This is a genomic window from Devosia sp. A449, assembly GCF_054489375.1.
The window spans coordinates 54,426-76,804 of sequence record NZ_JBTMWU010000010.1 but is presented as its reverse complement, the minus strand read 5'-3'; the positions used below and the strand labels follow the sequence as shown (position 1 = coordinate 76,804).

The 22,379-nt window shown below is 61.1% G+C and carries 23 protein-coding genes and 3 pseudogenes; 18 read left to right on the top strand and 8 right to left on the bottom strand.

Going from position 1 to position 22,379, the window contains the following annotated elements; translation table 11 throughout:
• Positions 1-96 precede the first annotated feature (96 nt).
• Positions 97-1,377, top strand: a complete 1,281-nt coding sequence (locus tag ACX3OW_RS20245) for a tyrosine-type recombinase/integrase (protein ID WP_459097601.1) — start codon at positions 97-99, stop codon at positions 1,375-1,377.
• A gap of 121 nt (positions 1,378-1,498) precedes the next feature.
• Here ACX3OW_RS20245 and ACX3OW_RS20240 read toward each other — a convergent pair.
• From ACX3OW_RS20240 to ACX3OW_RS20230, 3 genes and pseudogenes are all read right to left on the bottom strand, one after another.
• Positions 1,499-1,832 (bottom strand): annotated as a pseudogene (locus ACX3OW_RS20240) (IS21 family transposase); the annotation flags it as partial.
• 241 nt (positions 1,833-2,073) lie between these two features.
• Positions 2,074-2,217: pseudogene (locus ACX3OW_RS20235) on the bottom strand (arsenical resistance protein ArsH); the annotation flags it as partial.
• A gap of 109 nt (positions 2,218-2,326) precedes the next feature.
• Positions 2,327-2,662, bottom strand: a complete 336-nt coding sequence (locus tag ACX3OW_RS20230) for a DUF2062 domain-containing protein (RefSeq protein ID WP_459097600.1) — start codon at positions 2,660-2,662, stop codon at positions 2,327-2,329.
• Between the two features lie 189 nt (positions 2,663-2,851).
• Between ACX3OW_RS20230 and ACX3OW_RS20225 the strand changes: the two genes are divergently transcribed.
• From ACX3OW_RS20225 to ACX3OW_RS20215, 3 genes are all read left to right on the top strand, one after another.
• Positions 2,852-3,847, top strand: coding sequence for an ABC transporter substrate-binding protein (locus ACX3OW_RS20225; RefSeq protein ID WP_459097599.1), 996 nt, complete (start codon positions 2,852-2,854; stop codon positions 3,845-3,847).
• Positions 3,848-3,936: 89 nt separating this feature from the next.
• Positions 3,937-4,734, top strand: a complete 798-nt coding sequence (locus ACX3OW_RS20220; RefSeq protein ID WP_459097598.1) for an ABC transporter ATP-binding protein — start codon at positions 3,937-3,939, stop codon at positions 4,732-4,734.
• Positions 4,731-5,501, top strand: a complete 771-nt coding sequence (locus ACX3OW_RS20215; RefSeq protein ID WP_459097597.1) for an ABC transporter permease — start codon at positions 4,731-4,733, stop codon at positions 5,499-5,501. The genes ACX3OW_RS20220 and ACX3OW_RS20215 overlap by 4 nt, the downstream gene beginning before the upstream one ends.
• Before the next feature lie 500 nt (positions 5,502-6,001).
• Here ACX3OW_RS20215 and ACX3OW_RS20210 read toward each other — a convergent pair whose 3' ends face one another.
• Positions 6,002-6,925 (bottom strand): GlxA family transcriptional regulator, encoded by a 924-nt coding sequence (locus ACX3OW_RS20210; RefSeq protein WP_459097596.1) that lies wholly within the window; start codon positions 6,923-6,925, stop codon positions 6,002-6,004.
• Positions 6,926-7,014: 89 nt separating this feature from the next.
• Between ACX3OW_RS20210 and ACX3OW_RS20205 the strand changes: the two genes are divergently transcribed.
• Together ACX3OW_RS20205 and trhA are read left to right on the top strand one after the other, a co-directional pair.
• Positions 7,015-7,566: a cysteine hydrolase family protein gene (locus tag ACX3OW_RS20205; RefSeq protein WP_459097595.1), complete on the top strand. Its 552-nt coding sequence runs from the start codon at positions 7,015-7,017 to the stop codon at positions 7,564-7,566.
• A gap of 187 nt (positions 7,567-7,753) precedes the next feature.
• Complete coding sequence (trhA, locus tag ACX3OW_RS20200) at positions 7,754-8,404, top strand: PAQR family membrane homeostasis protein TrhA (RefSeq protein ID WP_459097594.1); 651 nt, start codon at positions 7,754-7,756, stop codon at positions 8,402-8,404.
• Between the two features lie 293 nt (positions 8,405-8,697).
• Here the strand turns inward: trhA and ACX3OW_RS20195 are convergent, their stop codons facing one another.
• Together ACX3OW_RS20195 and ACX3OW_RS20190 are read right to left on the bottom strand one after the other, a co-directional pair.
• The gene (locus ACX3OW_RS20195) at positions 8,698-9,183 is read right to left on the bottom strand and encodes a GNAT family N-acetyltransferase (RefSeq protein ID WP_459097593.1); all 486 of its coding nucleotides are present in this window, start codon (positions 9,181-9,183) and stop codon (positions 8,698-8,700) included.
• Between the two features lie 166 nt (positions 9,184-9,349).
• Positions 9,350-9,799, bottom strand: a complete 450-nt coding sequence (locus ACX3OW_RS20190) for a hypothetical protein (RefSeq protein WP_459097592.1) — start codon at positions 9,797-9,799, stop codon at positions 9,350-9,352.
• On the opposite strand from ACX3OW_RS20190, the gene ACX3OW_RS20185 reads away from it, so the two are divergent.
• From ACX3OW_RS20185 to ACX3OW_RS20170, 4 genes are all read left to right on the top strand, one after another.
• Entirely contained in the window at positions 9,800-10,264 is a 465-nt protein-coding gene (locus ACX3OW_RS20185; protein ID WP_459097591.1) for a hypothetical protein, read from the top strand.
• Positions 10,264-10,491, top strand: coding sequence for a helix-turn-helix transcriptional regulator (locus ACX3OW_RS20180; RefSeq protein ID WP_459097590.1), 228 nt, complete (start codon positions 10,264-10,266; stop codon positions 10,489-10,491). Before ACX3OW_RS20185 ends, ACX3OW_RS20180 begins: the two co-directional genes overlap by 1 nt.
• Before the next feature lie 56 nt (positions 10,492-10,547).
• Complete coding sequence (locus ACX3OW_RS20175) at positions 10,548-11,498, top strand: NAD(P)-dependent alcohol dehydrogenase (RefSeq protein ID WP_459097589.1); 951 nt, start codon at positions 10,548-10,550, stop codon at positions 11,496-11,498.
• A gap of 444 nt (positions 11,499-11,942) precedes the next feature.
• The gene (locus tag ACX3OW_RS20170; protein ID WP_459097588.1) at positions 11,943-12,470 is read left to right on the top strand and encodes a superoxide dismutase family protein; all 528 of its coding nucleotides are present in this window, start codon (positions 11,943-11,945) and stop codon (positions 12,468-12,470) included.
• 75 nt (positions 12,471-12,545) lie between these two features.
• Here the strand turns inward: ACX3OW_RS20170 and ACX3OW_RS20165 are convergent.
• Positions 12,546-12,665, bottom strand: a pseudogene (locus tag ACX3OW_RS20165) (LLM class F420-dependent oxidoreductase); the annotation flags it as partial.
• A gap of 97 nt (positions 12,666-12,762) precedes the next feature.
• Between ACX3OW_RS20165 and ACX3OW_RS20160 the strand changes: the two are divergent.
• Both ACX3OW_RS20160 and treZ read left to right on the top strand, forming a co-directional pair.
• On the top strand, positions 12,763-13,128 hold the full coding sequence (locus ACX3OW_RS20160) for a hypothetical protein (RefSeq protein ID WP_459097587.1): 366 nt from the start codon (positions 12,763-12,765) through the stop codon (positions 13,126-13,128).
• A gap of 44 nt (positions 13,129-13,172) precedes the next feature.
• Positions 13,173-15,026: a malto-oligosyltrehalose trehalohydrolase gene (treZ, locus tag ACX3OW_RS20155; protein WP_459097586.1), complete on the top strand. Its 1,854-nt coding sequence runs from the start codon at positions 13,173-13,175 to the stop codon at positions 15,024-15,026.
• Between the two features lie 365 nt (positions 15,027-15,391).
• Here treZ and ACX3OW_RS20150 read toward each other — a convergent pair whose 3' ends face one another.
• Positions 15,392-15,886, bottom strand: coding sequence for a cytochrome b (locus ACX3OW_RS20150; protein WP_459097585.1), 495 nt, complete (start codon positions 15,884-15,886; stop codon positions 15,392-15,394).
• 20 nt (positions 15,887-15,906) lie between these two features.
• Between ACX3OW_RS20150 and coxB the strand changes: the two genes are divergently transcribed.
• The 6 genes from coxB to ACX3OW_RS20120 all read left to right on the top strand — a co-directional run bounded on the left by coxB (position 15,907) and on the right by ACX3OW_RS20120 (position 22,050).
• On the top strand, positions 15,907-16,959 hold the full coding sequence (coxB, locus tag ACX3OW_RS20145) for a cytochrome c oxidase subunit II (protein WP_459097584.1): 1,053 nt from the start codon (positions 15,907-15,909) through the stop codon (positions 16,957-16,959).
• Positions 16,956-19,445 carry a cytochrome c oxidase subunit I gene (gene ctaD, locus ACX3OW_RS20140; protein WP_459097583.1) on the top strand — a complete coding sequence of 830 codons (2,490 nt, stop codon included), beginning with the start codon at positions 16,956-16,958 and terminating at the stop codon, positions 19,443-19,445. The genes coxB and ctaD overlap by 4 nt, the downstream gene beginning before the upstream one ends.
• On the top strand, positions 19,442-19,849 hold the full coding sequence (locus ACX3OW_RS20135; RefSeq protein ID WP_459097582.1) for a hypothetical protein: 408 nt from the start codon (positions 19,442-19,444) through the stop codon (positions 19,847-19,849). The genes ctaD and ACX3OW_RS20135 overlap by 4 nt, the downstream gene beginning before the upstream one ends.
• Complete coding sequence (locus ACX3OW_RS20130) at positions 19,846-20,466, top strand: cytochrome c oxidase assembly protein (RefSeq protein WP_459097581.1); 621 nt, start codon at positions 19,846-19,848, stop codon at positions 20,464-20,466. Before ACX3OW_RS20135 ends, ACX3OW_RS20130 begins: the two co-directional genes overlap by 4 nt.
• Positions 20,463-21,461, top strand: coding sequence for a c-type cytochrome (locus ACX3OW_RS20125; RefSeq protein ID WP_459097580.1), 999 nt, complete (start codon positions 20,463-20,465; stop codon positions 21,459-21,461). The genes ACX3OW_RS20130 and ACX3OW_RS20125 overlap by 4 nt, the downstream gene beginning before the upstream one ends.
• 334 nt (positions 21,462-21,795) lie before the next feature.
• Entirely contained in the window at positions 21,796-22,050 is a 255-nt protein-coding gene (locus tag ACX3OW_RS20120) for a hypothetical protein (protein ID WP_459097579.1), read from the top strand.
• The last annotated feature ends 329 nt before the right edge of the window (positions 22,051-22,379 follow it).

Here is a 22,379-nt window from a genome sequence, read left to right as displayed (position 1 = left end):
CCTGCGGCGCGAAGCGGCGCGGGGGCGACTTTCTATAGAACGAATTGCCGGGAAGGACTTCACCACCCTGGCAGCCATTGAAGACATGAGGAAACGATGCCGCGTACCAGCCGAGGCCCCTATCTCTACCTTAAGCCGGAGCGCCGCGCGTCCGACGGCAAGGTCAAAGAGCGCTCCCACTGGGTCATCAGAGACGGGAAGTCAGAGCATCGCACAGGCTGCCCTGCTGGCGAAGCTGAGGCGGCGGAAGGAAGGCTAGCCTCTTACATTGAGACAAAGCACTCCGCCGCAAGGCGTGTGCAAGACATCGAGACGATTGATGTGTCGGACGTTTTGTCAATCTACGATGACGACAAGCGCCCCACCATGTCCAACAGGGCGAAACACGACGAGCGGATGGCTCGTCTTGCACTCTGGTGGGGCGGCATGATGCTGTCTGATGTGACGGGCGTAACGTGCCGCCAATACGCTAAAACCCGGAAGACCATGGGCGGTGCCCGGCGCGATCTCGAGGATTTGCGCGCAGCGATCAATCATCACACAAGGGAAGGGTTGCACCGCGGCGTCGTCGGGGTTTGGCTACCCGAAAAAGGAGCCCCCAAGGAACGCTGGCTGACCCGCGACGAAGCAGCGCGGCTGCTATGGACCTGCTGGCGGACTCGGGAGATGCAACGTCGAAAGCACGACGGTGGGAAGTCTGATGTTCCACAGGAACCGACTGATAAATACCCACTGCGCCATATCGCCCGCTTCATCCTGCTTGGCCTCTACACTGGCACACGCTCAGCGGCCATCGCAGCAGCCGCGCCGGAACGCGGCGACGGCAAGTCGTACGTCGACCTAGATCGCGGCATCTTCTATCGCCTTGCAGGCGGGCAGCGGGCCTCCAGCAAGCGCCAACCACCTGCTCCGCTACCTCCAGGCCTCCTAACGCACCTACGCCGCTGGGCGGCCCCTGACGCCAACGGCTATCGCCCGGCGCACTTCGTCATGTGGCACGGCAAGCCAGTGAAGTCAGTAAAGGTTGGCTTCGCCCGCGCCTGCAAGCTGGCAGGGCTGGGAACAGACGTCACGCCGCACACGCTCCGCCACACCTGCGCAACATGGCTGATGCAGGCCGGCGTGCCGATTTGGGAGGCTGCCGGATTTCTCGGCATGTCGCCTGAACTTGTGGAAAAGACCTACGGCCACCACCACCCGGACCACCTAAAAGCGGCCGCAAGCGCATTTGGCAAGCACCGTCAAGGCCGTGTAGTTGTGGGGGAAAGTGTGGGGAACGTGGTTTCGTTCCCCGCAAAAGCGGCTGAAACACCAGCAGAAGATGGTGGGCCCACCAGGATTCGAACCCAGGTTAGTTTTATCGTTCTTAGTCAATAACTTAGATTGCCGCTTAACGCGCATTGTTATGCACTTTGTTCCCACACGGCAAGCGGCACAAACGCTACTGCCGACGACGGGGCCCGCTCCAGGCTCCAGGCTCCAGGCTCCAGGCTCCAGGCTCCAGGCTCCAGGCGCGGGCATAGCGACGGACCACATCATGGCCGCCATCGTAGCCCAGACTCGGAGCTCCTCGAAGCCGGATCAGCGTCAGCCGCTCCCGCACCGCCTTGCCCTCGTTCGACGCCAGCGGGGCGATCCAGCTCAGCCTTCCAGGGAGCGATCCGCGGCCGGGGCTGGTACTCACGCTCATACTCGAACGCTGTGGCGCACGACCGCACCACCTTGCGCACCGTGTTCCTTGATACATGCAGGTCCCGAACGATCTGCTTGACCGCATTGCCCGCCACAAGAAACTCGCGCCGGATCCGCGCAATCGGATCCACGCACTTCATCCCCGCCACCCGTCCTCACTCCGGGGCGGGAGTCTGCTCAAACCAAGCAATGGGGGGCGATATGCACGTCGAAACCCGTTTCGTGCCTTGCCACCTCGGAGGGTGTGAGTGAATAGCTATGAGTACAGCCTGCTTCATATCTTCAAGCGCACAGCGTACCGTAGCCGATGATCTGGGTGACGCCGAGTGCCCAGATTGCACCGGCATTGGACTGGGTATCGGGCATCGTAACTTAGATCGACTACAGGCCGACCCGCTCCTCGAGTTTGGCTGCGGCTTCCTTGCGCTCGCTGTAGCGGGAGGTCAGGTAGCCGGATATGCCGCGGTTGATCAGCGCGAACTTCACCAGCTCTTCCATGACGTCCAAGACCCTATTGTGAATACTGACCGAATAGTGACCCGTCGGCCTGCTGCTGATGCAGTCGATTGCAAAGGAACGATGACGTGACCCCGGCGTCGAACCTTAGTCCCGCTTTACAGCATCCCGCCGATCATCATCGTTGCAACGTGGGCCATATTGCATCGAGGCCGGCCGCGAAAAGTCCACCACTCAGCTGTTCGCCAGTGGCTTCAAGCGCCTCGCTTTCTGCCGCGCTGACTTGTCCGCCTCCAGTGATCCAGTCCACTACCGCATATGCCCCAGCAAAGGAAAACGGAAAAGTTGCCGGGTTTCCCCATGCTGTACCGGATGTAGCAGCCAGCAAGTTCCGGCGAGTGACATAGGCAAGCGCGAAGCCGAGGAAGAAGTGCAGCACTAGCGGGAACATCGATACGGCGGCACCGGAAGCTACCTCCGCGGCAATCGCATGTGGACTCGCCAACAACGGCATCACTCTCCATGGATTATATAGACGCGAATGGGGAATCCAATTGGCGCGACAGTTAGGCGACCACACCACCTTGACGGGGGCCACCAATATTCTACTCTGACTTCAGAGGAAGCGGTCCACGCAGCAATCTGCAACAAGATCAAACAGGGACCGCGTTCCACGGGGAGGTTATCAGCGATGCTTAGACGCGTGATTTTCGCCACGGCTGCAAGCTTTGCGCTTGCAGGTTCAGGACTTGCCCAGAGCCAGATGCCCTTTGCGCTGGACTGGCAATTCGAAGGACCGGCCGCTCCCTATTTCATGGCGATCGAGAACGGCCATTTCGAAGCCGAGGGGCTTTCGGTCGAGATCACGGCGGGCCAGGGTTCACTGGACGCGATTCCCAAGGTCGCGACCGGCGCCTTTCCGGTGGGATTTGCTGACATGGCGAGCCTGATCAAGTTCCTTGACCAGAACCCCGACGCGCCAGTCACCGGGGTGATGATGTTCTACGACAAGCCCGCCTTCGCCATCGTCGGGCGCAAGAGCCTCGGCATCGAGGAGCCGAAGGATCTGGAAGACCGCGTGCTCGGCGCACCGCCGCCCGACGGCGCCTGGGCACAGTTCCCGGTCTTCGCCACGGCCAACGACATCGACGTCTCGAAGGTGACGGTGGAGCCGGTCGGCTTCCCCACCCGTGAGCCGATGCTGGCGGAGGGACAGGTGGCGGCTGTGACCGGCTTCTCCTTCACATCTTTCCTCAACACCATTCGCCTCGGCATTCCGGAAGAGGATATGACGGTCCTGCTGATGGCCGATTACGGCCTCGAGCTTTATGGCAATGTCATCATCGCCAATACCGACTTCGCAAAGGAGAACCCGGAACAGCTGACCGGCTTCCTGCGCGCTGTTGCCAAGGGGCTGCAAGATACGGTGAACGACCCCGGAGCCGGCGTCGACGCCATGGTGTCGCGCAACCCGGCGATGGACAAAGATCTTGAGGTACGGCGGCTCGAACTTGCGCTGCGCGACAACATCATGACCGACTGGGTGCGCGAGAACGGCGTTGGCGGGATCGATGAGGCACGGTTCGCCCGGTCGCTCGAGCAGATTGCCGTCACCTATGAGTTTATCAACGGGCCAGAGGCGAGCCTCTATTTCGATAGCTCTTATCTGCCCGACGACGGCAGCCTCATGGTCGAGTGACCTCTAGCGATGAAACTCGGGCGCCGCGCCAAGAGCGCGGCGCCTCCCCGCACCACCCATGATGGCCCTACAGAGTACTGAAAGTACGCGTGACCAAACTCATCGAGATCAAGGGCGTAAGCCATAGTTATAAGACTGCTGCCGGTCCCCTGCCTGTCCTGAAAGACCTCAGCCTGTCCATCGCCGAAGGCGATTTCTGTGCCGTTGTCGGTCCCTCCGGTTGCGGTAAATCCACCCTCACCCGGCTGATCGCCGGGCTCATGCTCCCCGACAGCGGTGAAGTTCTGCTGCATGGCGAACGTGTCAAATCCCCGCGCAAGAGCGTGGGCATGGCATTTCAGAACCCGGTTCTGCTGGAATGGCGTACGATCCTGCAGAACGTGATCCTGCCGTTGGAGATCGTTGCGCCCAGGATGCCCAAGGAACAGAAGGAAGAACGCGCCCACGCACTGCTGGCCATGGTGGGCCTGCAGGGTTTCGAGGGCAAACGTCCGTCCGAATTGTCCGGCGGCATGCGCCAGCGCGCCTCGCTTTGCCGTTCCCTTGTCCACAAGCCCGACATACTGATCCTGGACGAACCGTTCGGCGCGCTCGACGCCTTCACGCGCGAGGATCTGTGGCAACTCATGCACCAGCTTCGTATCGACGAGCCCTTCACCGCCTTGCTCATCACTCACGACCTACGCGAGTCCGTCTATCTGGCCGATCAGGTTGTCGTGCTTTCGGGTCGACCGGCCACTACGCAATTCGTGCTCGATATCGACGTGCCGGGGCCGCGCCCCATCGACATGCTCTATTCGATGCAAGCGGTAGAGTGGCTGGCACAACTGCGCAACCAGATCGAGATAGCGCAGGGTCGCGGCGCCGAAAAGGACATGACGGCATGACTCGCCACGAATTGCAGAAGTTTCTTAGCCCCATCATCGCCATCATCATCGTCCTGGCACTCTGGGAGTTCTGGGTCTGGTACATGGGTTGGCCGACCTACAAGATGGCCGCCCCGTCGGACCTGTGGCCCGCATTCTGGCAGTATCGCGAGTTGTTTGCGATCAATGCGTGGCAGACTCTGTGGCGCACTGTGGTCGGGCTGGGGCTTGCGGTGGTTGTGGGCACAGTCCTTGGCATGATCATGGGGCTCAGCCGTGTGCTGAATGACGCACTCTATCCCCTGCTGGTGGGGTTCAACGCGATCCCCAAGGCAACGGTCGTGCCGGTCGTCGCACTCATATTCATCGGGCAGCACGACTTCAACACCATCCTCGTCGCCTTCATGATCTCCTTCTTCCCCATCTCGGTTTCGATTGCCATCGGGCTTTCGACGCTGGAGCCGGAATATCGCGACATCCTGCGCTCGCTCGGCGCGTCCCGGCTCACCGTCTTCTGGAAGATTGCCTTGCCGAAAACGCTGCCGGAATTCTTCGGTGCCCTGAAGGTGGCGGTGACGCTCGCCTTCATCGGCACCAATCTGGTCGAGATCGTCGCGCCGCATGGCCGCGGTCTTGGCAGCCTGTTCGACTCCGGTCGAATCGCCTCAAACTATCCGCTGATGTTTGCGGTGCTAATCGCGCTCGCCGTGCTCGGCATCCTCCTCTACTATATCGTGGTGGCGCTGGAGCGCATATTTGCCGGCTGGGCAGAGCGTCGCCCGACATGAGTATCGCGGAAGTCGGGACCATGGATAGCTGCTGACACGCAGCCAACAGCTACCAAAGGAAACCTGGGTAGTGGCGCTGACATGCGCCAGGCCCGGGCCGGCAAGCTGGATGAGTCTTAAGTCCTGTTTGGTGCTGAGGTGGACGTAGGCTTCGCTTTGGCTTTAGATCGGCCGATCTGCGTCAACCTGCCACCCGGGAGGGTCTAGCTTCAAGAACCTTGGTGCGCCGCCGTAGAAAAAATTTTGGTGGTCCGGCAAATACCGCCGGTATAGCACAAAGCCTGAGGAATGGCCGCTTACAGGGTTTCGTTAATCAATGGCGAATGGCAGAAATGGGGTCGGTAGCTGCCGATACAGTCTCATGCGGCTCGAATGGGGTGGATTCCGGCCTGCCCGGTTTTGGATCGAAGCACAGGAAAGCGGACATTAGTCTGGCCCCTTCGGGCGCGACCTGGATTGGCAACTAAGGCCGCCTGTGCATGGCGCTAAGCGCAGACGCACTACGCGCGAAATCGCCGGCGATATTCTGACGGCGACAAACCCACGACGTTAAAAAACACTTTTCGGAAGGCACTGGCATCACTGTAGCCGACAGCCCATGCAATTGCTTCGACTGGGTCGGCTCCGAACTGGAGCATTTCGCGGGCTTTGTTGACGCGAAATCTCTGAAGATATTCGGTCGCGGTCATGTTTGTCGCCCTCCGAAACCGACGCAGAAAGGTTCTCTCCTCTAGTCCTGATTTGCCGGCCAGATCCGCAAGGCTGTTGCTGTTTGCAAATTCTGCATGGAGCCAGTGCTGCACACCTAGGACAGCCGCATCGCCATGGTTCAGTGTTGGCACGAAAGAGCTGTAGTATCGCTGTTCACGGCCAGGAGGATCGATCAGTAGAGTACCTGCGGTCTCCATCATCGCAGCAGTGCCGAGATACCTATCGACCAGCTTCAGGCCAAGGTCCGTCCATGCCATCATTCCACCGGCGGTGATGATGTCACCATCATCGATGAGCAGCCGATCAACCTCGAGAGCGACCTTTGGAAAACGGTTGCAAAATGCCTCGGCTGCTCCCCAATGCGTTGTCGCTGATCGCCCGTCCAGCAATCCGGTTTCACCCAGGATGAAAGCGCCGACACATACGGACGCTATTGTGGTGCCGTTAGCGTGTAGTTTCCTCAAGCCCGAGGCGAAAGGACGGGCAACTTCAGCAGTAACTGGCCCCCGTTTGCCGGGCGGTATGATGATCACACTTGGCGTACCAGTTTCCTCGGCAGGTGACGATTGATCTCCCTCGGCACGCCATCTAGTTACCCGCAGCTTCGGTCTGTTTGGCTGGTTTGCAATCTCGAACAGGTCGGCCAGCCCCAGCAGAGCTGCTTCCTGAGCGCCGGGGTACTCGAGCAGGCCAATGTCGACGCTGTAAGCCATGTGTCGTTTTCGACCCCTATTTTGTCGGTCCCGCCAATAGCGCGGACGTGGATCGCTGTCCATAAACAGGCAATTGAAAGGATAAACCTATGACCAACCAAGCAGTCGTCGTTATCGACTTCCAAAATGATTATCTCGCATCCGGATCTTGGCCACTGGTTGGCGTCGATGCCGCCGTGCAAAACGCCGTCAGGGTGATCAGCAACGCCCGTACCAAGGGCATCCCAGTCATTCACGTTCGCCATGAGAGCGCCGAAGGGGCTCCGTTCTTTGTTTCTGGATCAGCGGGAGCCGAGATCATTCCCGAAGTTAAACCGAAGGCCGGCGAGCAGGTCGTCGTGAAGAACTATCCGAACGCATTTCGGGATACCGACCTCAAGGCCCAGCTCGATGCAAAGGGCATTCAAGAAGTAGTAATCGTCGGGGCGATGACCCACATGTGCATTGATGCGACGGCCAGAGCTGCGGCGGACTACGGCTTCAATGTTACCGTTGTCACGGACGCGACAGCTACGCGAGACGTCGAGTTCAACGGCAAGACCGTTTCAGCAGATCAAGTGCACGCCGCGTTTATGTCAGCGTTGGGCTTCGCATATGCCAAGATTGTTAACGCTGATGATCTGTTGGCACCGACTTCTTGAACAGGGTGCTGGTGCCGACCAAAGGACCAGTACGAGACTTGGTCCCTGTGGGACCAAGTCCACTTTTGGCGGTCGGCTAGGGTGGCAAGGCATTGAAACGTCCGATCACTTAGCTGCGCACTCCATCGCATCGTTGGCCCACGCTTCCTATATCCAGGAAGAATTATCCAACCCTAGCCGAGGCATTATGGCAGCGCGCCCTCACTATCCTAGCGCCCAGGCGCGCTCCGCCGACCTGTTTGTACATTTGCTTGGCCTCGGCCTTGCCATCGTCGGCGGCAGCATCCTGCTCTGGATGGGCATTCAGGATCCGGCCCCTGGCAAGCTAGCCGTGATCGCAATCTACTCGCTTGGCGCGGTGTGCATGTTCGGGTTCTCCACCGCCTACAACTTCGCGCCGGCTGAATGGAAGCCCATCCTGCGCCGGCTCGACCATGTGGGCATCTTCCTGATGATCGCGGCGACCTATACGCCGTTCACCGCGTATTTGCTCTCGGGCGCCTGGGCCTGGTCGCTGACCACAAGCCTGTGGGTGCTGGCCGGCTTAGGAATTGTCGGCAAGATCTTCCTGCCTCCGATCAGCCAGAAGATCTGGGTGCCTATCTATCTGGGCTTGGCCTGGATCGGCGCCATCGCAGCAGTCCCCCTTGCGGACATAACCTCTGAGGTGGTGCTGTGGCTCCTGGCGCTGGGCGGCATATTCTATTCAGCTGGTGTTCTCTTCTACACCAACAAGCGCCTGCAGTTCGCCAAAGCCATCTGGCACGGCCATGTCGTAGCTGCGGCTGCGACGCACTGGGCAGCCGTGTTGGTGGGACTGTTTGTGGTCCGCTCCTGATTGCCGCGCTCAATCCGACTGGCGCAGCGTTGAAGGCTGGGATGCTAGGCTTTGGCGATTCCTCGGAAGCGGCAGTTCCGCTCCGGCCGCCCTAATGTCCATGACGGGATGGGAAACTGACTGGCGACTATTGGTCTCTGGCGGTCGAAAGCTGACGTCGCCGCCCAACCAAACTTTTCGTTAGACGTGATTGGTGTTCAGATGAGCACCTGATTTTTGTATCGTGCAAACTATTGAAATAGCAGGGCAGAAAGGTGGTGCATAAATCAAGATTTATGCACCGCTTCTCAAGTTTATAGCTCTCGGAAATACCGAGCTACTGGCCAACGTTGAAAGCCTGCGCTTTCATAGGCCGCTCTGGCCGGTGCATGGCCGGGATCGCCTCCTGTTTCCACCATCACCATTTTCATCCCTTCGCGACGCATTAAATCTGCCGAAAAGTCCAGAAGCGCAGTGCCTATTCCCTGCCGGTGATATTTTGGATCAACGGCCATGATCCGCACTTCGCCCATCTGGTCGATTGGATGGAGACGAAGGCCGACCCATCCTAAGATTTTGGCCTCATGGGTCGCTACCCAAACGTCGGCGGCCTCATGTTCTAGGATTTGCGCGACGTCATAGGCTTGCCTAACTGCCCACCCATCGGGAAAAAACGCGTCATATGCAAATGCCTGCACGGCGGGCTGGAGCGCGGTAAATACCGGCTCCCAAGCGCGCAATGACAGTTCGATTATTTCGGTTTTTTGTTCGAGCTTGTATGCCTCGATGCGAAAATCCATGGAGAAAACGCTCCGAAAAAGACATGAAAAACGGGCCAGAACAGGGCTGGTCCACACTCACTTCTTCTTACTTAGCGTACTCGAACGTTCGCGAACGACGGTATCAAGATCAAGCCTTTAGGTTGCTCAGACATTGTGGAACGATAGCGATGACAAATCAACGGCTTTACATAATGCATTGAGCGACGACAGACGGCAGCTTTCGGGATTTGGCAATCCAGTTCGGAATGGCCGCCATGAGGTCGCCATTCGACCGGCTCATTTCGGGTGGATTTCTGCCTGACGGCTTCTGGGCCGCGAGGCTGGGATAGCCGCCGTTGAGGTGGCGGCCGCACTGCGACGGCAACGTGTCCCCATTTCTGTCATTGCCGCCCAAAAGGCCGCTGCCAGACGCGGACATGAGCGTGGCAGGACATCCTGGCATCTTGCGCCAGAAGCGGCCGCTGGTCTCAGTGCTCGACAAGACACTCACGGGCTGGGAAAAACGTCGCGACTTCGCTCTTGGGCGTTCGGGCGGCATCTCGCCAAAAGTCTTTGTCATTGAGTCAAAAATACTAGACATGTTGTAAGAAATATTGGATATATCGCCCAGGAAATTGTGCATGGAGCGCGTCAAATGTCCTTCCGCGAGAAAACCGCCTGGATCGCCGTCGTCACCACGCTGGTGGTGTGGGGATACTATTTTTCTGAAGTTTGGCGCGGCGTCGGCGCTCGCGCGCTGGATGGGCAGGCGCTGTGGACGCTGTTCCTCGTATGCATGGGGATCACGGTCGTGCTGCTGCTCGGCCTGAACCTGCTCGCCTCCCGGCGTCGGCTCAAGGATTTCGGCGCCAGCCCCGACGAGCTGGAAAAGCAGATGGAGAGCGGCGCAGCCAGGATAACCAAGCCGCTGTTCGAGTGGGCGGTACTCGGTATTTCGGCGTCGGCACTGCTCTGGGGCAGGGACTTTGCGGCAGGCTTTCCAACCGATCCGGTCGGGAGCTTTGCCATCGTCATGGCCAACGCGCTGCTGTTGGCCGCCGTCGCTGCCAACGTGCTGGCCGAGATCATCATTATCATCCGCTTCCGGGTGCTGAGCTGATGGCCGCGCCGCTGATTTCCAACAAGATCCGACGGCTGCGCTTCGACCATGACGAGATGACGCAGCAGGACCTGGCCGATCGCATCGGCATGACCCGGCAGACCATCGCCGCCATCGAGCAGAACAAATACTCGCCGTCGCTGGAAGCAGCGTTCCGCATCGCTGAAGTGTTCGGCGTGCCGATCAGCGAGGTCTTTCAGTGGAAGGCCGAGCCGCCCAAGGGCTGACGGCCGACCCCAAGCCAATCCCGAGACTGAACCCGCGCCCCTTCAAGGAGGATGCCATGAGAGCTGCTGTCTACAAGAAATACGGCCCCCCGGATGTCGTTTCGATCCAGGAGGTGCCCAAGCCCGTGCCGGGCGGGCGCGACCTTCTCGTCAAGCTGGCCGCGAGTTCGGTCACCTCGGGCGATGCGCGGCTGAGAGCCTTCAACATGCCGAAACCGTTCGCGATCCCCGGGCGGCTGGTGCTCGGCATCTTCGGGCCGCGCAAGAAGGTGCTCGGCGTCGAGTTCGCCGGGACGGTCGAGGCAATCGGCAGGGCGGTGACGAAGTTCAGGCCGGGCGACCGGGTGTTCGGCATCGACGTCTTTGGCTGCCACGCCGAGTATAAGCTGGTGCGCGAGGACGAGTGCGTCGCGCTGATGCCGGAGGGCCTCTCGTTCGAGGGCGCGGCAGGCGTGCCGTTTGGGGGCGTCACGGCGCTCGATTTTTTCAACCGGGCCAGGATCCAGCCAGGGCAGCAGGTGCTGATCAACGGTGCCTCGGGTTGTGTTGGCGCCTACGCCGTGCAGTTGGCCAAGTATTTCGGCGCTGAGGTCACCGGCGTCTGCAGCGCGGGCAACGCCGGGCTGGTGCGCTCGCTCGGGGCTGATCGGGTGATCGACTATGCGACGACCGATTTTACCAGGGAGGACACGGCCTACGATCTGATCATGGACACGGTGGGCACGGCGTCGTTCGCGCGATGCGAACCGGTCCTGGCGCCAACCGGGGGGCTGCTGACTGTGCTGGGCGTGCCCAAGGACCTGTTCCGCTGGCCCAAGGACGGCCAGCGTATCATCGGCGGCACGTCGGCGGAGCGGCCCGAGGACCTGCAGCTGCTGGCCGACCTGCTGGCAGCCGGTACAATCAGGGCGGTAATCGACCGCGTGTATCAGCTCGAAGAGATTCGGGAGGCTTATGCCTATGTCGACAGCGGTCGCAAGCGCGGGGCCGTGGTGCTGGCGATCTAGGACCGGGCCCTAGAATACGTTCTGGCAACCGCTGCAAGCCGCAGTAGGCGATCAGCCGCATCTCGGTAACGCTCTTCGCACTCGAAAATGTATAGAAGGCTATTCCCACGCCATGACCTTGCTTGATGCCACTCTTCAGGAAGAGATCCCCACGGACCAGAAGCTTTCAAAGGTGGCGACCTCGGATGCCAATGCAAAGGCCGCCTAAGCTCGTCAGCCTCCCTTGTGGGAGGGATCAAGGTGGGGGCGAGTCACAGGTATCGCCAAAGCTGAGGCAATACCGGCAATCCTATGTCCCACCGGTCAAGCGGGCGACCTGGCGAAGCGTTGCGGCAAGACCCCCCTGAGTCAGCGGACCCCGAATTTGTGCCGGGGTGCCGGGAACGGTGTGGAGGCTGGGCTGTTGTGCCTCCAGCGTCCAACCCTAATCGAGGAGCACCATTCATGAATATCATAGCTATGCTGGCGCCAGCCGCCATGCTCTTTCTGACCGTTCCTGCAATTTCGCAGGAAGCTACCGCCAGCTTCATCAATAGCGAAGGAGCCGAAATCGGTAGCGTGACGCTGACCCAGATCGACAGCGGCGTCGCCATTGCTGGCAATCTTACAGGCATACCCGCTGGCGAACATGGCTTTCATTTCCATGCCGTCGGCGATTGCGATCCCGCCAGCGCCTTCCAGACGGCGGGCGACCATTTCAATCCGACCGAGCACCAGCATGGACTAGAAAATCCGCAAGGACCACATGCCGGCGATCTGCCCAACGTCACGGCGGGGGCAGACGAAACCGTGGCTGTCGATCTGACCACGGAGATGATTTCACTGGTGGAAGGCGACCCTGCATATGTCTTTGACGCCGATGGCACGGCGCTGGTAATCCACGCAGATCCCGACGACATGAAGACCGACCCATCCGGCAACTCCGGTGACCGCATCTCCTGCGCGATCATTGAAGCATCGCCCAACGCGTAGCCTTCACTCGTGCTAATCGCGGGACTTGGTGGGGCGGCACCGCCATCAAGTCCCCTGGCACTTGGCTGGTAAAGGCGTAGGAACGGGATGATAACGATAGCCGGGTGCCGAGATTATGCCGAAGGGCAGCGTTGATGTTTGCATCGCCGCCCCGAACCAGCTCCAGGCGAAGCCCGACTGCCCCTGCCGCTCGCTCGCTCCAGGGATGAAAATGATCGGCGGCTGGGGCGATGGCCGGCTGACCACCGGCAATAGTGTCGAGGAGCTAGAAAAGGTCATCGGCGCGTTTCGCGTGAACGGCGGCCAAGGCAAGCCAGTCCATGTCCAGCTGGCGCTGTCCTGGGCGCATACCGGGGACGAGGCATATGCTCAAGCGCTTGATCAGTGTGCGCCCGTGGCTATCGGCGGCGAGGTCAACTGGGATTTGCGGCGGTCAGCGGATTTCGACATGGCCGGGCGCTTGGTCGGGCGAACCGAGATCGACCAATGCGTACTGGTCAGTGCTGACTCGGACCCACATATCGAGCGGATTGCCCGCATCGCCGACCTGGGCGTGCACACCGTTCATCTGCACTGCGTAGGGCGGAACCAGGAGCGCTTCATCGACATTTTCGGTGAGCAGGTCTTGTCCTGGTTCAAAGGCGATCCGCCTCCATAGGTCTACCGCAGATAACCCATTCCCCTGACCAACAGGCCGCTGTCATGCCGCTGCATCCTCGCCATCCCACCGACATCGCGCGCATTCACAAAATGCGCTTTGGCGCCGAAGTCAGGGCCAAGTCCACCCGCTTTAAATTATGGGCGCCGCTTTGCAAGACGGTTAGGCTCAAGCTCAAGGGTCGTCGCGGCCTGCTGGAGCTGCTGCCTCAGGACGATGGCTGGCATCGGCTGGAAGTCGAGGGCATCGGGGCGCGCGCGCTGTACAAATATGTGCTGCCCGACGGCACGCAGATCGCCGATCCCGCGTCACGGTATCAGCCAGATAACGTCGAGGATTTCAGCGAGGTTATCGATCCCGCGAGCTTTATCTGGACCGATATCCTGTGGGTCGGGCGGCCTTGGGAAGAAACGATTATCTATGAACTGCATGTCGGCGCCTTCACGCACGAAGGAACGTTCGCCGCGGCGGCGCGTCATCTCGATCACCTAGCAGAACTAGGAATCACCGCGATCCAGCTGATGCCGTTGAACGAGTTCTACGGCCAGTTCAACTGGGGGTATGACGGGGTGCTGTGGTTCGCGCCATCCTCCGCCCATGGTCGGCCCGATGATCTCAAGGCCTTCATCGACGCCGCCCATCGCCGTCATCTGATGGTCTTTGTCGATGTGGTCTACAACCATTTTGGCGCGACCGGCAACAATCTGCCGCTCATCGCCCCAATTTTCACCAACGCACACGAGAGCCCTTGGGGCGAAGCGATCAATTTCGACGGCAAGGGCGCTACGGTGGTGCGCGAACTGGCCATTGAGAATGCCCTGTACTGGGTCACCGAATTTAATCTCGACGGGCTACGCTTCGATGCAGTGCACAGCATCGTCGATGACAGCTCCACCCATATTCTGGAAATCCTCGCCGCCCGCGTTCGGGCGGCCCGCCCGCACCGCCATACCCATTTGATCGTGGAGAATTCGGAAAACCAGGAGCGCTGGCTCAAGCGCAATAGCGGCCTGCGACCGGTGCATTATACGGCCCAATGGAACGACGACATGCACCACCTGCTCCACTCCGCTGTGACCGGAGAAAACACGGGCTACTACTCGGATTTCGATAATCTGCGGTCGCGCTTCGACAAGCTGGGCCGCTCGCTGGCCGAGGGCTTTGCCTACCAGGGCGAATTCAAACGGCGCGAAGGCATGGCGCGCGGCCAGCCGAGCACCGGACTGCCGGCCACCGCCTTCGTCACCTTCATTCAGAACCACGACCAGATCGGCAATCGCATCAGTGGCGACCGGATCACCCAATTGGCCAGCCAGGACGCGGTCAGGGCCGTCGCCTCGGTCTATCTGCTCTGTCCGCAAATTCCGATGCTGTTCATGGGCGAGGAATGGGCCGCCCGGCAGCTGTTTCCATTTTTTTCCGATGTTCCCGCCAGCCTGCGACCGGTCACCCGCAAGGGCCGGGAGGAGCAGCTGACCCAGACCCCTGAACACGAGGATTCGAGCAAGCTCGACGTGGGCCAGACTCTCGATCCGACCAGCCGCAAAACCTTCGCGGCGGCCAAGCTGGACTGGCGCGCATTGCGCAATAAGGAGCACCGCGACTGGCTGAACTATTACCGAACGCTGATCGACCTGCGGCGCATGGAGATCGTACCACGACTGGCCAGGATGGAGGGGTTTTCAAGCCATCATCAGGTGCTGGGCGACAATGCGGTGCTGGTGGACTGGCGGCTTGGCGATGCTTCGGTGCTTCGTCTCTACCTGAACCTGTGCGGCGAGACGCAAGAAAACGTGCCGCCCATCAGCGGCCGGCGCTTGTGGCTCCAAGGCTTTGTCGACGAGCACCGGCTCGGGGCGTGGACGGTGCTTTGGACTATCGACCTCAGCGGCGCGTGACTTTATCTAACCGATTTTGGCGCTGCCAAGCGGCCATTGCATTAACTAAAGGATATCAGAGGACTGCACCGCTCTATGTCATCACGGGGGCGGGGCTGCTGGCAAACCTACCGTTGCCAAGGCGCTGGTGCAGCGCTTTGAAAAGTCTGCCCATCTTCGTGGAGACGCCTTCCTTCGCATGATTACCAGGGGTGGCTCTGTTGTGGAGCCAGTGCTCAGCAGCGAGGCTATCACGCAACTCCATCTGCGGCAGGACATTGCCATGGACGCGGCGCGTCACTTTGTGTGAGCGGGATTTACCACGGTGTACCAGGACATTTTGATCGGCGTGGATTTCGTTCGCGTCACGAGGGCGCTTGGCGATCTTAGTCCGCTTTGACGCGCAGCATGCGCTTGAGGGTGTCGTTACGGAAGACGAAGTGCTCCGCCAGGGCGCCGAGCACGTGGAAGCCGATGGCTGGCACTAGGATCAGCCGGCCTAGCTCGTGCAGTTCTGCGGCGAATTCGATACCCAAGAACCACGCGGTGGCACCGGTCAGCGGCATGGCGAAGATAAAGCCATAGAGCAGGATATGGGTGGCGTGACCCAGCCAGTTGAGGACGGCCGGCGTATCGCCATGCGGTGCCGGGACGCCTCGGAATATGCGGATGGCGAGGCGGATCACAGCCAGCACGAGAACGGAGATACCAATAGTCATATGCAATTGCGCGCCGCCCATTTCACCGATGGGCTCCCCGTCGAGCCGGTTGGAAAAGGCGTGCTGCATCGCCTCATTGACGAAAAGCTGAAAGATGACCAGCGCCGCAATGGTCCAGTGCAGGACGATCTGGATGCGAGAATAGCCCTTTGGCTGCGGCATGAGATGTCCTGTGCGTGCGGATGAGGAAGGAACTCATTCAGCACCGCCGCGTTCCCTGCCTGTATCTCATTATGCAGGGGCAAATGGGGCAGGCATCCAAGGACATCGTTAACAGGGGCGTGCGGGCGGCATTATTGCTGTTTTCATGCGTTTTTCTTGCGGCATGCAACCCTGAACAGAGCGCCCTTCATCCGGCAGGCGAGGACGCCGCCGAACTCGCCAATCTTTTTTGGTTCATGGCTGTGGCGGGCGTCTTGGTCTGGTGCATCATCATGGGCGCCGCGATCTACGCCGTGCTTGGCAGCAAGCGCCCGCGGAGCGAACGCTTCGCTGACCGCTTCGTATTCATCGGCGGTGTGGCGTTTCCGACAATCGGCCTGGCGGCCCTCCTGGTGTTCGGGCTGGCTCTGTTACCGAACTGGGCGGAGGCCGATGCGCCCGATCTCAGAATCCATGTCGCGGCCGAACAGTTCTGGTGGCGGCTAGGCTATACGGGCGCGGACGGCGCGCGGATCGACACGGCCAACGAAGTCCACCTGCCTCTGGGCGCCACGGCCGAGTTCGTGCTGACCACGACCGACGTCATCCATTCCTTCTGGATTCCGGCGCTAGGCGGCAAAATGGACGCCATTCCCGGCCGCACCAATGTGCTGCGCCTGACGCCCACCAAGGCAGGCATCTATCGCGGCGTCTGCGCCGAATTCTGCGGGGCCGCTCACGCGCTAATGGCCTTTCCGGTCGTGGTGCACGAGGCGGATGAATTCGCCGCCTGGCTCGCCGCGCAACGCCAGCCGGCGAAGGCAGCCGGCGCCGAGGCGTTCCTGTCTGCCGGATGCGGGGCCTGCCATATCGTGCGCGGCATCAGCGAGGCCGGCTCGGTGGGGCCTGACCTCACCCATTTCGCCAGCCGCCGGACCATCGGCGCGGGCAGCCTGCCGCTGACCGAGGCCAATCTCGACGACTGGTTGGTGGCACCCGCCCACATCAAGCCGGGCGTGCGCATGCCGTCCTTCGCCACCCTGCCCGATGCCGAGCGTGCGGCCATCGTCGATTTCCTGCTGGAGCTGCAATGACCGACAAGGCCACCGAGGAAAAGCAACTGGCCAAGGCGTGGACCCGTCCAAAGGGGTGGCGCTATTTCTCGGACGTCAACAATTCGGAGGTCGGGCTCTGGTATATCGCGGCATCCTTCGCCTTCCTGCTATTTGGCGGCGCGCTGGCGCTGATCATCCGACTGCAGCTGGCCGTGCCGGACAACAATCTGGTATCCGCCGAGACCTATAACCAGGTCTTTACCCTGCATGGCACGGTGATGATGTTCCTGTTCGCCGTACCAATCTTCGAGGCGGTGGCGATCCTCATCCTGCCCGCCATGCTGGGCGCGCGCGACCTGCCCTTTCCGCGCCTGTCCGCCTTCGGCTTCTGGTGCTTCCTGATTGGGGGCGTGTTCGTCTGCGGCTCGATCTTCTTCAATGCCGCGCCAGACGCCGGCTGGTTCATGTATCCCCCGCTCTCGACCGAGCAATCGGGGATCGGGGCCGATATCTGGCTGCTGGGCCTGAGCTTTATCGAGGTCGCCTCGATCGCCGCAGCGGTGGAACTGATCGTGGGCGTGCTCAAATGCCGGGCGCCGGGCATGCACATCAACCTTACCCCGCTCTATGCCTGGTATGTGCTTATCGTGGGCGCGATGATCCTGTTTGCCTTTCCCCCTCTCATCGCCGGTGACTTTCTGTTCGAGATGGAGCGGGCGTTCGACTGGCCCTTCTTCGACGTCACCCGGGGCGGCGATCCGCTGCTCTGGCAGCACCTGTTCTGGATTTTCGGGCATCCCGAGGTCTATATCATCTTCCTGCCGGCCATTGCTCTTTTGGCTATGATCATTCCCACCTTTGCCCGGCGCCCAATTGCGGGCTATTCGTGGATCGTGCTGTCGGCCATCGGCACGGGTTTCCTCAGCTTCGGGCTGTGGGTCCACCACATGTTCACCACCGGTCTGCCCTCGATCTCGCTGGGCTTTTTTTCGGCGGCGTCAGAAGCGGTGGCTATTCCCACCGGGATCCAGCTCTTTGTCTTCATCGCCACGGTGATGCTGGGCAATGTGGTGCGTACCGTACCCATGCTGTTCTGCCTGGGAGCGCTGGCAACATTCATCGTCGGTGGGCTGACCGGTCTGATGATCGCGGTGGCGCCATTCAACTTCCAGGTGCACGATACATATTTTATCGTCGCCCACCTGCATTACACGCTGATCGGCGGCATGCTGTTCCCCGTGATTGCGGGCGTGCAGTATTATTATCCGTTCGCCACCGGGAAAATGCTGTCGCGCCGGCTCGGCATCTGGTCGTTCTGGCTCACCTTCATCGGCTTCAATGTCGCCTTTCTGCCGATGCATCTGACGGGGCTCCTGGGCATGCCCCGGCGTGTCTTTACTTATGGTGCCGAACGCGGCTGGGACACGCTCAATCTGATCTCGACCATCGGGGCCTTCGTCTTCGCGGCCGGCTTCCTGCTCCTGGTCTGGGACTGCGTGCGGCCCAAGGGCAAGGAGCCCGCTGCGCCGCGCAACGCCTGGAATGCCGGGACGCTGGAATGGGTCGGCAAAGTGCCAGCCGACAGCTACGGACTGCGCTCGATTCCGCAGATCAACAGCCGCTATCCCCTATGGGACGACAAGGACCTGTTCGACACCATTGATGAAGGCCGGGGCCTGCTGGCCGATGCGAAGGAGGGCCGCCGCGAAACCCTGGTAACCTCGGTACTCGATGCCACGCCGGTGCAGGTGCTGCGCGTTGGAACGCCCACATGGCTGCCTGCCATTGCTGCCGCCGGACTGGGAGCCGTCTTCATTTTCGCCACATGGAAACTCTGGTGGCTGACGCTGGGAGGCGGCGTGCTCTTCCTTGCCGCCACGCTCTATTGGTTGTGGACCGGCACCGCGGAAATTCCCGAGAAGCAAACCAAGGATATCGGCGACGGGCGGCGCGTGCCGCTCTATGTGGCGGGACCGCGATCGACCGGCTGGTGGGCGATGTTCATCACCATGACGGGCGATCTTACCGCCTATCTCGCCGTGCTGTTCGGTTACTTCTTCTTCTGGACCATCCATCCGCACTTCCCCCCTGCCGGAATCGACGGTCCGGGCTGGCAGTGGCCGATGGCGGCAGCAGCGCTGGCGGCCCTCACCTGGGGCATGACGCTGGGCGCCCGGCTGGCCAATGCATCGGGCCGCGTTGTATTGGCTCGTGGGCTGCTGGTCGCAGGCTTGGCCGGCACCGTTTTCACCGGCCTGGCGCTCATGGCCGGGCCGTGGGTGACCGGCCTTGATCCGACAATGCATGCCTATCCGGCTATCGTCTGGGGCCTGGTGGTCTGGGTCGTCGTGCATTTGCTGACCGGCATGATCATGCAGGCCTATTGCCTCGCCCGTTCGATTTTCGGTCGGCTGACGCCGAGGCACGACGCCGATCTGTGGAACGTCACGCTCTACTGGCACTTCATCGGCTTCAGCGCGTTGCTCACTGCAATGGTCATCGGAGGCTTTCCGCTGCTGCAATGAACACCAAACGCACACGTAACGAAGTCGAACGTGAAACCAGCCACGGCACCGATCTGTGGCGGGTCATCGCTTCGCCGATCATCTGGGCGAGCCATTTCCTGTTCTGCTACGTGTTCGTCGCCATCTATTGCGAAAAGGCCGGTCGCGGCGCGGGGCTGGACGAGGCGCGGCTGTGGGTGATCGGCGCGACACTGGTGGCACTGATCGGTATCGGCTGGTCTACACGCCGGCTTTGGCGAGTACGGGCGCGCAGTATCACCGACAATGATTTCGAGTACGAACATAACACGCCTGAGGAACGGCACCGCTTTCTCAGCCATGTGGCGCTGATGCTGTGCGTGCTGTCGGCGGTGGCGGTGCTCTATGTCGTCATCCCCATGCTGTACCTGACGACCTGCCGATGATCGACCGCGCCCTGACCATAGCCGGCATCGCCGTGCTCATCCTGGCCTGGGCAGGCCCCCTGCCCGGCCTGGTCGCCGGGAGTTTTGCCGCGCATATGGCGCTGCACATGAGCGTGGTCGGCATCGGCGTACCGCTGCTGGCCGCCGGCATTGGGCCGCTGGTGGCAATGAGGGGCTGGCTACGCTCGCAACTGGCGCTGCCCATCGCGGTCAGCATCCTCGATCTGGTGGTGGTATGGGGCTGGCATGCGCCGGCGCTGCACCATGCCTCGCGTAGTCTACCCTGGGCGCTGGCGGCCGAGCAGGCGAGCTTTGCCATCGTCTCATTACTGGTGTGGCTAGTAGCGTTGGGCAGCACCGCCGAAACCCGGCGGAGCGCAGCGCTGGCCGGGGCCATGACGCTGTTCTTCACCTCGATGCACATGACTTTACTGGGCGCACTGATCGGGCTGGCGCCGCGACCGATCTATGGCGGCCATCTGCACCACACAGGGGGCCTGCCGGCGCTGGCCGATCAGCAGATGGGCGGGGTCATCATGCTGGCCATTGGCGGAGCGATTTACCTCATGGGCGGGCTGGTGCTGATGGCACGCGTGCTGCGGCGGGCGAGCCCATGAAAACGCTCAAGCCATATCTTATCGGGGCGGCACTGGGCGCGCTGGGGCTGGGCCTGCTGCCCCTGAGCGGGCTGCTGCCTAGTTCGGCGGAGCCGGGGCAACCGACCGTGCTGGACTGGTATCTCAACTTTGCCGCGCAACAGTCCATCACCCTGCGCTCGCTGGGCGTGGAAGCGCCGCCGCTCAACCGGCCAGGCATGACAGAGCGCGGCGCGGGGCATTATGAAATGGTCTGCGCCGACTGCCATGGCAGTCCCGCCGCGCCGGCCGAACGGTTCGCGCAAGATCTCAGCCCCAGCCCACCGCCACTGGTCGAGCGCATGGCGCAATGGCACCCGGAGGCGCGCATTTTCGCCACGGTCAAGCATGGTATTCGTCGTACCGCCATGCCCGGCTGGGCGACGCAGATGCGGAACGATGAGGTGTGGGACATGGTGGCGTTCCTGCTCGCACTGCCGGATATCGACGCGACAGTCTATGACGAGATGACCGGTGCGGGTGCCGACGATGACTGTAGCCGTTGTCATGGAGAAGACGGCGATGGCGCCGTTCCCGGCACGCCACGGCTCGATATCCAGAGCCCCGCTTACCTGGAAGCGGCGCTCAAAAGCTTCCGCAACGGCACGCGCCAGAGTGGCACGATGATGGCGGCGACCCGCAGGTTGACCGATGGGCAGATTGCAGAACTCGCGCGGCGCTACGGGCGCAGTGTTTTGGTTCCGGTCAACGGGCAGGACTCGGGGACCGCGGAGGTCGCGCGGCTGGGCATCCCCGACCGGGATGTGCCGGCCTGCGACTCCTGCCACGGCGTTAACGCTCGGCCCGGCTATCCGCGCCTCGACGGACAGGACGCAGATTACCTGCTCAACCAGCTTAAGCTGTTCAAAGAACTCGGCGGCGAGCGTGGTGGGCCTAATGCTCACATCATGGCCGAGGTGGTGTGGGGGCTCGAAGAGGATCAAATGGAAGCGCTGGCAGAGTGGTATGGGCGATAGTCGCCTACTTAGTGACCGCCCGCCGGCGCGTCCCCCGGGCCTTGATCCGCACAGGTTACTATCGGCGTGTGCCGCGTTGAGAGAGCACCCGGATCAAGATCTGGGGAAGCGTCAGCGTGTGGAGGAGGGTTCGCAGTTAGGTATTTGCCCTACTCCGCTCCCGCCGGCAACGCGTACCGCGCGAATAGACTTCGCCTTCGGCCGGCTCGCCGCGACTGCCGGGATTGCCCAGATCCCACGCCCACGCGAATTCACCGGTCACGGCGTTATAGGGGAACAAATGGCCGTACGAGCCATTGCTCTACTACAACTGCCACGGAGGTTGGGACAGAGAATGACCGATACCAGTGAAATCCATGCCGGCACTGCCGTTGATGAAATCAAGATCGTTGTCAATTCGCTATATCTCTCCCTGGCCTTCCTGCTCGACCAGATCGAAAGGACCGGTGGCAGAGACGCTGCGGTCAATGCGCGCGAGGCCCTGATTGAAAACCTCACATATGGCAATATCGACATGGCTATTATGGAGGACCGAAAGATGTTCGACTTTGTGCTGTCCGTCGCTGAGAGGCTGCCAGTGCCAAAATGATGTGGTCGTAGGGCTGCGGGGGAACTGACATTGCATCCTGATGGTGACGAGGTACTGGCTTGACTGGCTGTCACTTGGGCGTCAAGTCGCGCGCCAGCCAGGTTTCCTTGATTTTCATGGCTATGCCCTGTCGGCAAATGGTATTGACCGTCATCCTGAAATTCCGGGACGGTGGTTGTCCCGTACCACCATACCGCAACGAGCGTGGCAAACACCGGAACCGCCGGGCGGGGTGTTCGTTAACGACACAGCGGAGGTCCACCATACCGTGCCTCAGCGCATTTCCATCGATCTGCTAATTCGCGATATCGTGCGCGCCACCCCAGCGG